At 45.0% G+C, this 15,606-nt stretch carries 8 protein-coding genes and 1 CRISPR repeat array (1 of these 9 only partly in view); of the genes, 7 read left to right on the forward strand and 1 reads right to left on the reverse strand.

Annotated features, from left to right (window positions below; translation table 11 throughout):
* Window positions 1–9,325: direct repeats of the CRISPR family, unit length 37 nt; unit sequence ATTAGCCACAACCTTTACCCCGCAAGGGGACGGAAAC (it extends 2,347 nt beyond the left edge of the window).
* A 74-nt stretch (window positions 9,326–9,399) separates the two neighbouring features.
* The 7 genes from H6F44_RS09805 to cas6 all read left to right on the forward strand — a co-directional run bounded on the left by H6F44_RS09805 (window position 9,400) and on the right by cas6 (window position 13,397).
* Window positions 9,400–9,804 carry a hypothetical protein gene (locus H6F44_RS09805; RefSeq protein WP_190350777.1) on the forward strand — a complete coding sequence of 135 codons (405 nt, stop codon included), beginning with the start codon at window positions 9,400–9,402 and terminating at the stop codon, window positions 9,802–9,804.
* A gap of 62 nt (window positions 9,805–9,866) precedes the next feature.
* Entirely contained in the window at window positions 9,867–10,238 is a 372-nt protein-coding gene (locus tag H6F44_RS09810) for a hypothetical protein (RefSeq protein ID WP_190350778.1), read from the forward strand.
* A 307-nt stretch (window positions 10,239–10,545) separates the two neighbouring features.
* Window positions 10,546–10,923 carry a hypothetical protein gene (locus H6F44_RS09815; RefSeq protein WP_190350779.1) on the forward strand — a complete coding sequence of 126 codons (378 nt, stop codon included), beginning with the start codon at window positions 10,546–10,548 and terminating at the stop codon, window positions 10,921–10,923.
* Window positions 10,924–11,275: 352 nt separating this feature from the next.
* Window positions 11,276–11,488 carry a hypothetical protein gene (locus H6F44_RS09820; RefSeq protein ID WP_190350780.1) on the forward strand — a complete coding sequence of 71 codons (213 nt, stop codon included), beginning with the start codon at window positions 11,276–11,278 and terminating at the stop codon, window positions 11,486–11,488.
* The gene (locus tag H6F44_RS09825; RefSeq protein ID WP_190350781.1) at window positions 11,481–11,933 is read left to right on the forward strand and encodes a hypothetical protein; all 453 of its coding nucleotides are present in this window, start codon (window positions 11,481–11,483) and stop codon (window positions 11,931–11,933) included. Before H6F44_RS09820 ends, H6F44_RS09825 begins: the two co-directional genes overlap by 8 nt.
* 58 nt (window positions 11,934–11,991) lie before the next feature.
* Window positions 11,992–12,207, forward strand: coding sequence for a calcium-binding protein (locus H6F44_RS09830; RefSeq protein ID WP_190350782.1), 216 nt, complete (start codon window positions 11,992–11,994; stop codon window positions 12,205–12,207).
* Between the two features lie 32 nt (window positions 12,208–12,239).
* Window positions 12,240–13,397 carry a CRISPR-associated endoribonuclease Cas6 gene (cas6, locus tag H6F44_RS09835; RefSeq protein ID WP_190350783.1) on the forward strand — a complete coding sequence of 386 codons (1,158 nt, stop codon included), beginning with the start codon at window positions 12,240–12,242 and terminating at the stop codon, window positions 13,395–13,397.
* 56 nt (window positions 13,398–13,453) lie between these two features.
* Here the strand turns inward: cas6 and H6F44_RS09840 are convergent, their stop codons facing one another.
* A complete protein-coding gene (locus tag H6F44_RS09840; protein WP_190350784.1) occupies window positions 13,454–15,598 on the reverse strand; it encodes a Tex family protein in 2,145 nt (714 codons plus the stop codon).
* Between the last annotated feature and the right edge of the window lie 8 nt (window positions 15,599–15,606).

Raw genomic sequence — 15,606 nt, forward strand, 5'->3', positions numbered from 1 at the left:
ATTAGCCACAACCTTTACCCCGCAAGGGGACGGAAACAGCAGCAGAGGATCAGTTGTTAGAAGATTCAGGTCTTGCTGATTAGCCACAACCTTTACCCCGCAAGGGGACGGAAACGAGCTATTACTAATACTCTAATCCTATGTATCGCTTCTCATTAGCCACAACCTTTACCCCGCAAGGGGACGGAAACGCATCTTCCCATGTGGAGATAGTTTCATACACAGGATTAGCCACAACCTTTACCCCGCAAGGGGACGGAAACAAAAACTTTTTCACACATAGGGTAGGGGGGCCTATGCACATTAGCCACAACCTTTACCCCGCAAGGGGACGGAAACCAGGAGCTAAAACAAATGGAACGGTATATTCTTTCAAATTAGCCACAACCTTTACCCCGCAAGGGGACGGAAACAAGGGAGGTCACTACTCCTGTAGCTAAATAATGAAAGGATTAGCCACAACCTTTACCCCGCAAGGGGACGGAAACATGCCTTTACATGTTGAGTGGCATCATGCACCACTCTATTAGCCACAACCTTTACCCCGCAAGGGGACGGAAACTGCAAGAGTTGGCTAAAAAGGCTGCAATGATCAATAATTAGCCACAACCTTTACCCCGCAAGGGGACGGAAACCAGGAAACATCTCCAAAGTGCGTTTCTGTTCATGGAAGAATTAGCCACAACCTTTACCCCGCAAGGGGACGGAAACCAGACTGCATCGTTGTGTACGATGGATTTTGATGGCGACCATTAGCCACAACCTTTACCCCGCAAGGGGACGGAAACGCATTAATAAAAACCTCCTCTTCCTCATCTACAAAATCAATTAGCCACAACCTTTACCCCGCAAGGGGACGGAAACCCTGATGTCGCTTGAAGTAACGAGTAATGGACACCATCATTAGCCACAACCTTTACCCCGCAAGGGGACGGAAACACTGTATACCCATTGATGGTTACTTCTTGGCCATACTTAGAAGAATTAGCCACAACCTTTACCCCGCAAGGGGACGGAAACTGTTTATGCAGTACTCCTAATAAAAAGGGCCAAATTATTAGCCACAACCTTTACCCCGCAAGGGGACGGAAACATAAGTTTGATTTTAAAGGTGTATTAATACAAAAGCATTAGCCACAACCTTTACCCCGCAAGGGGACGGAAACAGGACTAGCAATTGTTATAAAAGGCAATGTATACATAAATTAGCCACAACCTTTACCCCGCAAGGGGACGGAAACACTTAAGTTGTTTAAGAGCATCTATTAAAGCATACTTTCATTAGCCACAACCTTTACCCCGCAAGGGGACGGAAACTACCTGTAATAGTATGAGTATGAGTTGCACTACCACCATTAGCCACAACCTTTACCCCGCAAGGGGACGGAAACAATGATAAAACTATATATTTGTTAGTCAATAAAGTTATTAGCCACAACCTTTACCCCGCAAGGGGACGGAAACTTCTTGTGTTATCAGGCAATTCAATAGCAATTGAACCATATTAGCCACAACCTTTACCCCGCAAGGGGACGGAAACAAAGCCTAGGCAAGTAAGGACTCACCTAGGCTAAGAGCTATTAGCCACAACCTTTACCCCGCAAGGGGACGGAAACTGCCATTGTCCATGCTTCCAAAACAACTTAGGAGAATATTAGCCACAACCTTTACCCCGCAAGGGGACGGAAACCTCCACTTAGGAAGATAGTTACATAGGTTTTGCCCTTAGAAATTAGCCACAACCTTTACCCCGCAAGGGGACGGAAACAGTTTGTTAATGAGAAATTCCAGCGTACAATGGAAGATTAGCCACAACCTTTACCCCGCAAGGGGACGGAAACTTAGCTCCACTAGTTGCTTGAAGTAACGAGTAATGGAATTAGCCACAACCTTTACCCCGCAAGGGGACGGAAACATACCCCATTTGAAGCTGCTCGTAACTCTTGCTAGGGTGATTAGCCACAACCTTTACCCCGCAAGGGGACGGAAACATATACATATTTATAAACTTAGGGAGCCTCTTAACTAATATTAGCCACAACCTTTACCCCGCAAGGGGACGGAAACTAGGTCAAGATGGATTAATGTTCTCTTCTTGGTTTAACAGCATTAGCCACAACCTTTACCCCGCAAGGGGACGGAAACATAGGCTTCAACATCAGCCCATGAGATAGGACCCCAAATTAGCCACAACCTTTACCCCGCAAGGGGACGGAAACCAACAGATATATTGCGTGTGGGTTCCTTGCCTAAAGGCATTAGCCACAACCTTTACCCCGCAAGGGGACGGAAACACCATCACGCTGAGAGTGGAGTTGTTGAAGGATGTTGTATTAGCCACAACCTTTACCCCGCAAGGGGACGGAAACGGTATTGTATCTGTTGTACAGCATAATGGATATGTGAATTAGCCACAACCTTTACCCCGCAAGGGGACGGAAACCCTAAACCGAAAGAGGACATCCATCACTACAGGGATGGTCATTAGCCACAACCTTTACCCCGCAAGGGGACGGAAACCTAATACATCAATTGTTAAGCCTTTCTCTTTCTCAAGCCAAACAAGATTAGCCACAACCTTTACCCCGCAAGGGGACGGAAACAGTTGATTCTCTGTTAGAGGGCTGGTTAACATTGTAGATAATTAGCCACAACCTTTACCCCGCAAGGGGACGGAAACTTTACAAGTGGCTTTTCTTAACCACTTGACTTCCTTTATTAGCCACAACCTTTACCCCGCAAGGGGACGGAAACGATACTGTCATTGTCTTTTACCTGGCCTTGTAAAGATGTTTATTAGCCACAACCTTTACCCCGCAAGGGGACGGAAACCTGAACAATTTAACATTGAATGGTCTTCTAAGTATGGATTAGCCACAACCTTTACCCCGCAAGGGGACGGAAACTGAAGATTATTCATATGAGGATAGTGATGATGATTATTACTATTAGCCACAACCTTTACCCCGCAAGGGGACGGAAACCCTTGAGGTCAGCGCTAACTGACTTGAAGAACACGCGCATTAGCCACAACCTTTACCCCGCAAGGGGACGGAAACCCAACTCAGCCTTGCCAGACTCGCCTTCCTTCCTAAGATTAGCCACAACCTTTACCCCGCAAGGGGACGGAAACTGGACTGGTAATAGTTTAAGTCAAGCTATTCAAACTATTAGCCACAACCTTTACCCCGCAAGGGGACGGAAACTAAATAAAAGGGTCTTAATTGACCCCTTTATTTATTAGAGAATTAGCCACAACCTTTACCCCGCAAGGGGACGGAAACTAACTATTCCTACATTACTACTAATGAAGAGTTACAAGAGATTAGCCACAACCTTTACCCCGCAAGGGGACGGAAACACTTGTAACCTTTGATGTTGGTGTTACGGGTATTCACTTATTAGCCACAACCTTTACCCCGCAAGGGGACGGAAACCAGGTTTGGGGTATTAGAATGTCTTTAGGATCTTACAAATTAGCCACAACCTTTACCCCGCAAGGGGACGGAAACCAAATTACTCCTAATTGGTATCCACCTTCTGAACCTAAAAATTAGCCACAACCTTTACCCCGCAAGGGGACGGAAACGATACAAACTCATTTATATAGTCCTGTATTAATATTATTAGCCACAACCTTTACCCCGCAAGGGGACGGAAACATTAGTTATTGTTAAATAATATATGGGTTTATTACTATATTAGCCACAACCTTTACCCCGCAAGGGGACGGAAACTTGGGAAGGAGTTCGAGTCTCCTGTTTGCTATTTTTAATTAGCCACAACCTTTACCCCGCAAGGGGACGGAAACCAAAACAATGTTAGACATTGCTAAGAACTGTAATTGTATTAGCCACAACCTTTACCCCGCAAGGGGACGGAAACTCCTGATTGGTCAGAAGATCATGAGGATTATTGGCAATTAGCCACAACCTTTACCCCGCAAGGGGACGGAAACTTATAGACATACTTAATAACCAAATAACTAAATAAATTAGCCACAACCTTTACCCCGCAAGGGGACGGAAACAATAAGCCCCTTTTATTTATGTCTTAATAGTATATAAAATTAGCCACAACCTTTACCCCGCAAGGGGACGGAAACCCAATAGTGTTAGACACAACAGCAGCAGAGTTTAGTTATTAGCCACAACCTTTACCCCGCAAGGGGACGGAAACAAGGCTAAGGCTGATGCTGAAGTGTTTGTAGTTGAAAGCAATTAGCCACAACCTTTACCCCGCAAGGGGACGGAAACATAACTATAGAGTAACAATGTTGTTACTTGATGTTACATTATTAGCCACAACCTTTACCCCGCAAGGGGACGGAAACAAGGTATTACCCTGCTCCTAAATAAAAGGGCTAAGTTAATAATTAGCCACAACCTTTACCCCGCAAGGGGACGGAAACTACTTGGAAAACAATAGATAATGTAGTTGGTAATAATGTATTAGCCACAACCTTTACCCCGCAAGGGGACGGAAACCGAATTGTAGAAACCAACCAAGGTTTTTGGCACTTTGATATTAGCCACAACCTTTACCCCGCAAGGGGACGGAAACCTACAGCACCTGGTAGATCAATTGGTAGCTACTCAGAAGATTAGCCACAACCTTTACCCCGCAAGGGGACGGAAACTTCATGTTACCTATAAGACTAACAACAAGACCTGCAATTAGCCACAACCTTTACCCCGCAAGGGGACGGAAACTATAATTAAAGCAGCAATTGATTGGATGATTGAGGACAAAGATTAGCCACAACCTTTACCCCGCAAGGGGACGGAAACTAATAGAATTACTATTTAAGGCGCTCCCTAAATTTAATTAGCCACAACCTTTACCCCGCAAGGGGACGGAAACAGTATTGGTCATAAGCTGAATAGCTGCTGGTGCAGAATTAGCCACAACCTTTACCCCGCAAGGGGACGGAAACTACAACAGTAGAAGTATGTATAAAAACATCACCATTATTAGCCACAACCTTTACCCCGCAAGGGGACGGAAACGAAGGTTGACATGGATGATGTCAAGGCAGCTTTGGATGAAATTAGCCACAACCTTTACCCCGCAAGGGGACGGAAACCTAAATCATTAAATTCTTTTGAAAAACCATTAGTAGGATGATTAACTACATTAGCCACAACCTTTACCCCGCAAGGGGACGGAAACCAGGACTAATTACATTCCACATAACAATCTCCAAATAATTAGCCACAACCTTTACCCCGCAAGGGGACGGAAACTCTCCTCGGACTGTGATCAGTTAGTAGTATATTGTCTCATTAGCCACAACCTTTACCCCGCAAGGGGACGGAAACACTACTAGGGAGTTTACTGTATTGGCCCATTTCATATTAGCCACAACCTTTACCCCGCAAGGGGACGGAAACTTTCTTGAACCTTTTCAAGTTCAAGCTGTTCTGCTGCTAGAGATTAGCCACAACCTTTACCCCGCAAGGGGACGGAAACTGTATTAGGTAAGTCAACGCCCCAAGACTTAGCAACTTGTATTAGCCACAACCTTTACCCCGCAAGGGGACGGAAACTTACCAGCAAAGAACTTTAATAAATACTTGTCACCAGTATTAGCCACAACCTTTACCCCGCAAGGGGACGGAAACTATATTGAGGTTGTTGTGATTGTGTATTAGTATTGTTATTAGCCACAACCTTTACCCCGCAAGGGGACGGAAACGATATACTTAGTTATAAGTATAAGAGGTGATAACATTTATATTAGCCACAACCTTTACCCCGCAAGGGGACGGAAACTCACCAACTATAATATTACTACTACTAGACATCCTACCTGATTAGCCACAACCTTTACCCCGCAAGGGGACGGAAACCGGCGAACTCAGTGGCGAACGCGGTGAGGGTGTTAATCATTAGCCACAACCTTTACCCCGCAAGGGGACGGAAACTCCAGCTATGGAATGGTGGTGCTTCACCACTTTGATTCCAATAATGATTAGCCACAACCTTTACCCCGCAAGGGGACGGAAACAAGAAGAGCAGCAGGTGTTAGTGTAGACATGATTTTATTAGCCACAACCTTTACCCCGCAAGGGGACGGAAACCAAGAAGCTAAGGTTGCTGCTGTAAAAGCTGAGGCTGATGCTAATTAGCCACAACCTTTACCCCGCAAGGGGACGGAAACGAAGCAGCAGAATGGGCTGCTTTATACTCCACACAATCTACATTAGCCACAACCTTTACCCCGCAAGGGGACGGAAACACTTACAAGCATTCAAACTGTAAGTAGTGAGGGGTAACTCCCAATTAGCCACAACCTTTACCCCGCAAGGGGACGGAAACGTCATGTAAGTTAGTATTATTATCTTTAACAACTCTAAGATTAGCCACAACCTTTACCCCGCAAGGGGACGGAAACGTCAATAAGTTCAATGTAGTGTGTAATATGATCTCTGTTATTAGCCACAACCTTTACCCCGCAAGGGGACGGAAACGTAGTTACATCTTCTTGTATTATTGGAATCATATTATGTATTAGCCACAACCTTTACCCCGCAAGGGGACGGAAACTTGTTTGTGGTAGCTAAACCAACTAGCGTTAGCAAAAGATTAGCCACAACCTTTACCCCGCAAGGGGACGGAAACGCAGTTGAAGAGATTGAATGTTGGCAGTTTATTGATGATATTAGCCACAACCTTTACCCCGCAAGGGGACGGAAACTCATCCATCCAATGTAGATTGAAGAAAAACTACTTATTAGCCACAACCTTTACCCCGCAAGGGGACGGAAACTCTTGTTGTAGCTCTAATAACTTTAATACTTACTAAATTAGCCACAACCTTTACCCCGCAAGGGGACGGAAACCATGGAAGTATCTAGCTTCCACGCATCCTCTTTGCATTAGCCACAACCTTTACCCCGCAAGGGGACGGAAACATGCATCAGAGTAGGCCTCCTGAATGATACCACAGTGAATTAGCCACAACCTTTACCCCGCAAGGGGACGGAAACGCATCAGACAATTTCTTGTCTTCAGCAGCTTTAGCATCATTAGCCACAACCTTTACCCCGCAAGGGGACGGAAACAGAATAGGCCCAATTAAATATTAATAGCTCTCTAGTAAATTAGCCACAACCTTTACCCCGCAAGGGGACGGAAACAGCTTGGCCCTTGGTGGTGGTAACAGTAGTAGTCATGATTAGCCACAACCTTTACCCCGCAAGGGGACGGAAACACTAAGGCACAGGTAGTACAACTAGCTCTTACTAATATTAGCCACAACCTTTACCCCGCAAGGGGACGGAAACCAGGTATTGCCAGATTCAGAGCCAATCACTCCTTTACCATTAGCCACAACCTTTACCCCGCAAGGGGACGGAAACAAATGTGCCACGTTGCCATCAATGGCAACGCACTGGATTAGCCACAACCTTTACCCCGCAAGGGGACGGAAACTGTTTAAGCGAGGCGCGGACAGCACGTAATAAAATACCTATTAGCCACAACCTTTACCCCGCAAGGGGACGGAAACACTGTTGATGAGCCTTTGTCAGCGCGTGAAACACAACATTAGCCACAACCTTTACCCCGCAAGGGGACGGAAACAGTTGACGTGTGATGTCATCAAGTCCAGAACCACACCAAAAATTAGCCACAACCTTTACCCCGCAAGGGGACGGAAACCACCTCACTGTCCCATCCATAACGGGTAGGTTCAGAGAGATTAGCCACAACCTTTACCCCGCAAGGGGACGGAAACCCAACCAATTTTGGGCTGTGGTCAAGCACAATAAACATGTATTAGCCACAACCTTTACCCCGCAAGGGGACGGAAACAAAGCACCCCTGCACCCTGATAATCAGCGCCTAACGCAGCATTAGCCACAACCTTTACCCCGCAAGGGGACGGAAACATCTAGATGCTTGCATCCATTCTTCTAGTTTTTCCCAAGATTAGCCACAACCTTTACCCCGCAAGGGGACGGAAACAGTATCACCCGCCCCGTTTGCGGATCGAACTCATTCTGATTAGCCACAACCTTTACCCCGCAAGGGGACGGAAACATTATTGGCGGCTGATTTTATTGCTAGTGGTTGGGTATTAGCCACAACCTTTACCCCGCAAGGGGACGGAAACCTACTATAGGTAGTCTTGTTATGTACTGGGATGAGGTAATTAGCCACAACCTTTACCCCGCAAGGGGACGGAAACTGGACTTTGCAGCCACTTTCTGAAGAGGAGTTTCAATATTAGCCACAACCTTTACCCCGCAAGGGGACGGAAACATATTAGTTACAACTACAGTAGATGATCCTCTAGTACTAATTAGCCACAACCTTTACCCCGCAAGGGGACGGAAACGATTAGCAGCGATCGCCATCTTCTTAGCCCTTGGATATTAGCCACAACCTTTACCCCGCAAGGGGACGGAAACGCATTGGTTTGGTGCAAGTCCTCACCAGCGCGAACTATTAGCCACAACCTTTACCCCGCAAGGGGACGGAAACAAAAAGCACCTTGGGCTTTAAGTGTATATGTTGTTAAATTAGCCACAACCTTTACCCCGCAAGGGGACGGAAACCCCAACGCAAGTGGTAGAAGGTCAATAATGTGGCTTTATTAGCCACAACCTTTACCCCGCAAGGGGACGGAAACCAAAAGACTTACTATTGTCCAGCCATTGTTGCCATTCTTGTTCATTAGCCACAACCTTTACCCCGCAAGGGGACGGAAACTTGCAGCATCAAGTGTGTAGAACACATCTTCAAAATCTTGATTAGCCACAACCTTTACCCCGCAAGGGGACGGAAACCTTAGGTAATAGCCAATGTAAAACATTGTGAACCCAATCATTAGCCACAACCTTTACCCCGCAAGGGGACGGAAACTCCTGTTGTGAGTAAAGCTTATGATGCGGTTTATGTTTATTTGCCACAACCTTTACCCCGCAAGGGGACGGAAACACCGATACGGACGCTCAAAAAGCGCTTGCGAGTATTGTCATTTGCCACAACCTTTACCCCGCAAGGGGACGGAAACTGCCACTAATGGCATTGGGATGCAAGCGTACTCTGCAATTAGCCACAACCTTTACCCCGCAAGGGGACGGAAACAAGTCAATCGCCATGAGCAAATCTTTGATATCTTCGATTTTGCGAATTAGCCACAACCTTTACCCCGCAAGGGGATGGAAACACAAAGCGAAAATAATCAAGGTTTGCCCCTGGGCGGATTAGCCACAACCTTTACCCCGCAAGGGGACGGAAACTTGATGATCTCTGCGATGTCGTCAATCTCTGCGGCGAATTAGCCACAACCTTTACCCCGCAAGGGGACGGAAACTAGCAGTTGAGCGCCCGCGAGGGTTAGCTGTTTAATTCCGTAGGGGGACGAAAACTTTACAAGGAATACTTTTTATGAAACTTACACCAATTATCGTAAGCACTGGCATTTTGTTGTTTTGTACCAGTTGCTTTGCTCCATCTCCTGAAATAAATAGAAGTTCTAACCTATCTCAACAGTCTGCGATCGCCCAAAGCAACTCGATTAACTACACCGATGCGCCTAATCACATCGGTGAGCAAGTTATTATTTCAGGTAAGGTCAATCATATTTTTGTCTCCAAAACAAACACGACCTTCATCAATTTTTGCAAGGATTATCGCTCATGCCCTTTTTCAGCAGTGATATTTGCAGACGATCGCAGTCAGTTTGGTGATTTAGAAAAACTGATAGGGGAGACTGTTCAAATCTCTGGAATTGTCAATGAGTACAAAGGTAATCCACAGATTATTCTCCAAGATCCGAGTCAACTTAAATAACTAGTCATCATAAAATTTATGAGATGCCTTGTAAAATAGTTCTAAATTCACACAACTTAACCATGAAAAAATTACTGCTAATGCTTGGCTTAATTGCGATCGCCTATCCCCTAGAAGTATCTGCTAGAGATTTAGTTGAAGTAGCGGAGAGTTCCCGCACTGGAGCAAAAGTTTATGTTTGGAGAGACTCAATCCGTAAAAATAGAAATATTGTTTGGTGGAGAGAGGAAATGGTTCTCTACGGTACGGATGGTCGTCTCGAAGAGCATTATATTGTAGATCAATCGGGAGATTGCGTAAATATTGCATCCCGATGGCAGAGGTTTTACGACCAAATTTCTGGAGAACAAGATCTTAAACCACGAAATTTAATTTCTTATCCCCCAGGATCCATAGGTTATGACGTACTTAAATATGTCTGCTCTCAAAAATAAACAGTCTCAAGTATCGAAAGACCGCTCAAACACCGCTATAGGCTCATAAACGATCAACACTACGCGATTTTTTTATAGGCGATCGCTTTACATGACTGGCGAGTATAGCACTTGATGTAAAGCCGTGATTTCAAAGGATGCTAACGCAATTTATTCTGGGCTTGACATCGTGCTTTTAGAAAGTAGTCTATTACGCGATCGCCCATTGTGTACTGTGGTGCAATGAGTATGCATGTATATTTAACAAAAGGCATACCATCTAGCTTTTTTAAATTTCTCTAAGACAAATATTAAATTAAAAATACTTATGACAATTATTTGGTTTTGGATAATTTTAGTATTAATCGTTTTAGCATTTTTACAATCATATTTAGCTGCTAAGAAAATAGATAGTTATCGTGCAGAAAACATACTAGATCCTTTGTACAAAAATCCTAGTGACAGTGAATATGCACGAATTATTCCATCGTTATTAATGGCAGGAAAGTCTTATCACAGGTACGACTATGCTCAAATTTATAACATTGCACTAGAACTTTTGGAATCAAACTCCTATCACATACACCTTAAAACCTTATGCCTTAATTTAGGAAGGTTATATTACGGTAGTTTGAGAAACGATCAAAAGACAACTATTCACGATGAGCAAGCTATTCAAAATGATATTCAAATGCGTTTAAAGTAAGAAATAGATTAAACCAAATTGGAAAGGACATTGTTAACTTTAGCCTGTGTATGATTCCGAGTTCATCCCAACCTTTACCCCGCAAGGGGACGGAAACGCATAGGGTTGTTTTTTGACGACATACCATACACATACTGACGAATGCCTGAGCAGTACTGAAAACGCGATCGCTGTGGGCAAAGTGCAGATAGACCTTGACCGTTTCAAGCTTAAACATTGCATAGCTGAGCATTTGAAGTGATTTTTGTGACGATTTTTTTATAGGCGATCGCCTTTACTATGTTTCCTGTAATCAATCATCAGGAAGCAAAAAACAAAAAGTATAGTAGGATAAATTAAATAAAAACAAACAATGGCAAAGCCACGGTACGACAAGGATAAGGATGAATCACGCCACGCAGCAGCAGACCGTAAAGACTGCGAAAAAATGGCAAATCGCCAGAAATGGCGATTGAAAGATGTAGAAATAATTGGCAGTGATCCCGCAATTCTCAAGGTTGACTGCGTATTTGAAGGCAAGACAGAATTTCCAGAAAACTTTTACGATGGTGACAACGATGAGTAATAAACGATTAGTAATGTTTTTGGCAGCAGGTGATGAGCATGGATGGGAAGAGCGCAAATTTTCTCACACCAACTCATTAACTAATATTCTTTGCACACATTACGATTGCACAGGCTCAGAGCCGCCCGAAGTTGGTTATCGACCATCAGAATATAAATCTGAAGATGGTAAAGGCTCGACACATTACCGTGACGGTGATTGGGTAGTCACCAAAGTTGACGTATTTGTACCAGACATCCCCGTTGGCAACATCTACGATGAAATCGTGGTTTGTTCTTGTGAATATGATCCCATTACCCCAGAATGGAAAGCCTTTGGTAAACGGATTGTTTCCCTTGATTCGTTTGGCGGCGATCGCGAAGCATATAACAAATTCATCGCCAGTGATGAAGCCAAGGATTGTCATATTCAGCCCATACCAAAGCAAGAATTATTGACAGTGTAAGCGTGAATTAAAATCAACATAAAGTGTCGCCAATCCCATTACTGCCAAAAACAAAATCATGACTAAACAAGAAAAAGACCCCATCAGAGAAAAGAGAATTGACTATGAAATAGTAGTCGATGCTTACGATGCAGAAGAAAGAGCAATTGGCTGGTACTACTACCTCGCAGACAAAATCAGCTTCCCATTTCTTGCTAAATGGAAAAAAACAAACAAAAAAACAGGCGCGATCGCCGACTGGAAATATTGGGTAGACAAGGGTTATGAATTTTAGGTCTAGCCATCCATCGGCAAAGTAAACAAAGAATGTCACCCCAAAACACAACACCTTGGACAGCCAACACCGAACTAATCGGCATCACCCTGACCTTAAAACCACTCACAGACATCACCCTGCAACCCAACTACACCACAGGACTGCACGCATGGTTCTTACATCAAGTTAGAGACAGCAACCCCGCACTCTCCAAACACCTCCATGACGAACAAACCGAAAAAGCCTTTACCATCTCCCCCCTCAACGGCAAACTCGAACCCCAAAATCAAAACCTCATCGCCAAAGCCAACCACGAATACACATGGACAATCACCGCCCTCTCCAAACCATTATGTAACTGGCTAAAAACATGGTGCGCTCGCCCACCTGCCACCCTCGATCTTTACTCAGGTAAACTAGCGATCGCCCAGATAGCCATCACCATTCCCGCCACCAACTACAACGCCCTTTGGTCAGCCTCGCCTTTGCCCACAGCCAACTTTAGCCTCATCTTTCTCACACCCACCTCATTTCGCCAACAACAGCATCATCTACCCCTACCAATCCCCAAAAACATCTTCCATAGTTATCTGCGCCGATGGAATAACTTTGCCCCCGAAGCATTTCCTCTAGATGAATTTCTAGAATGGATTGAAAAAATTGTCTATGTCACAGACTACCAACTTAGCTGCACCAAAGTAGCAGTTGCCAAACAGGGATATGTTACTGGCTTCATCGGTAAAGTTGAATTTGGAATCGATCGCCAATCCCGCCACAATGCAGACTTTGAAAGACTATTACAAGCTCTCGTCCAACTCGCTCCCTATTGCAGCACAGGACATAAAACCACCTTTGGCTTAGGACAAACAAGACTGATTAGCGAAAATGAAGTGAGAAATAGGAAGAATGAAGAGCCGATAATTCCCACAACCCCAATTCAAGAACACCTAATTAAGAGAATTGCGGAACTAACGGCTCTATTTCTGCAAACCAAAAAGCGACAAGGCGGCGATCGCGCTCAAAACACCGCCACCCTCTGGGCAACCATCTTAGCGCGGTACGAACTAGGCGAAAGCTTAAAGGCGATCGCGATCGATCTGGATATGCCCTATGAAACGGTCAGGAAATATGCCCAAACTGCGCGAAAGTTTGCAAGACCCTCACCCCTAGCCCCTCTCCCAAAAGGGGCGAGGGGAACAAGAAATTAGTCTTACTCCCCCTCGCCCTTAATGGGAGAGGGGGCTGGGGGGTGAGGGTTCCACGTTCATCGTCGCATCGATAAACTAATCCGTTTTAGAGATGCATTTACTTCCAAAACACGCACCTTTACCACCTGCCCAACCTTAACAATTTGCTTCGGATCACTGACAAAGCGATCGGCTAATTGGGAAATATGGATTAACCCATCTTGATGCACACCAATATCGACAAATGCCCCAAAATTAGCCACATTGGTAATAATTCCTTCTATCTCCATACCCACTTCTAGATCGGATATCTTCTGAATCGCATCGCTAAAGGTAGCATATTTGAATTCTGCACGAGGATCGCGTCCTGCTTTTTCCAGTTCCCGCAGGATGTCACGCAGGGTTGGCTCACCGATCGCACTGGTCACATATTGCTTGAGATTGACTGTTTTCAGCTTATCCGCCGCTTGCGAAATTTCTGATAGTGGCACATCTAAATCACGGGCGATCGCTTCGACCACTTTATAGCTTTCAGGATGCACGGCAGTATTGTCTAAGGGATGATCGCCACCCCGAATCCGTAAAAATCCTGCGGCTTGCTCAAAGGCTTTAGCCCCTAATTTAGGTACTTTTAGCAAATGGCGGCGATCGCGAAAAGCACCATTTTGATTGCGATAGGTAATGATATTATTGGCGACAGTGGCACTCAGCCCTGACACAAAAGTTAGCAGTTCTTTGGAAGCCGTGTTCAAATCAACACCGACGAAATTAACGCAACTTTCCACGGTTTCTTCGAGCTTCTTCTTCAGCAATTTCTGATCGACATCATGCTGATACTGTCCCACACCAATGGACTTAGGATCGATTTTGACTAGTTCCGCTAGGGGATCTTGCAGTCGTCTCCCAATGCTGATTGCACCACGCACCGTCAAGTCCAATTCGGGAAACTCGCTGATAGCAACTTCACTAGCCGAATACACCGAAGCGCCCGACTCATTGACCATGACTTTGATCGGTGGTTTGTCTAGCCCTTGGATTACTTCCATCACAAAAGCATCGGTTTCCCTTCCTGCCGTGCCATTGCCGATCGCAATTAATTGAATCTGATACTTTTTGATCAAATGTCTCACCGTAACCGCAGCCTGTTCTCTTTGGGCGATCGCCTGATGCGGAAAGATGGTTTGATATTCTAGAAACTTGCCCGTCTCACTAATTACCGCCGTTTTACAACCTGTCCGAAAACCAGGGTCGATCGCAAGGGTGGGCTTCATGCCTGCGGGAGCCGATAGCAATAGGTCGCGTAGGTTAGTTTCAAAGGTTTTGATCGACTCCGCATCTGCCCAAGCTTTCTTATCTGCAATTACCGAGGCGATCGCTGAAGCTTTGATCAAACGGCTAAAGGCATCTTTGAGCATATTTTGGTAAAATTGCTTAATAGTTAAGTCTTTTGCTCGAATTTGCTGCGATTCCAAGTAACTTAACACAAGGGTTTCATCAAAATGGAGAGTTAAAACGAGAACATCATCGGCTTCACCCCGCAACAGAGCCAACAGATTGTGAGGGGCGATCGCCTTCACTTTGGCTTGATAGTCGCGATACATCTCAAACTTAGTTGTACCAATGGCATGGGTCGCTTTAATTTGTGAGCCAAAGGCTCCCGAATGCATCAAATAATCGCGAATATAGGCGCGATATTCGGCATTTTCACCAACTTCTTCCGCGAGAATATCTGACGCGCCCTTGATCGCTTCTTCAACTGTTTTTACCTGTTCCGATAAATATTTGCTGGCTGCCTCGGTCAATGATGCGGTATGAATATGTGGTTGATTAAAAGATTTTATGGCTTCAGCAAGTGGCTCTAGCCCTTTCTCTCTAGCGATCGCCGCTCTCGTTCTCCGCTTAGGACGATAGGGCAGATATAGATCTTCTAATTCTGTTTTTTGAGTGCTGGCTTCAATTTTAGCTTTGAGAACATCGGTTAGTTTGCCTTGATCCGCGATCGCTTGCAAGATGACAGCTTGGCGATCGCGCAGTTCTGTGAGATAGGCATAACGATCTTGCAAATCCCTTAATTGAATCTCGTTCATTTCACCCGTGCGTTCTTTGCGATAGCGAGCGACAAAAGGTATAGTTGCACCTTCGGCAAATAGCTCTAGGGCATTTTTGATCTGCTCAGGGCGTAGCGAAAGTTCTTGGGCGATTAGTTGTTCAAGGTTTTGCATTAGTCGGA

The sequence above is a fragment of the Pseudanabaena cinerea FACHB-1277 genome (assembly GCF_014696345.1).
GTDB lineage: Bacteria > Cyanobacteriota > Cyanobacteriia > Pseudanabaenales > Pseudanabaenaceae > Pseudanabaena > Pseudanabaena cinerea.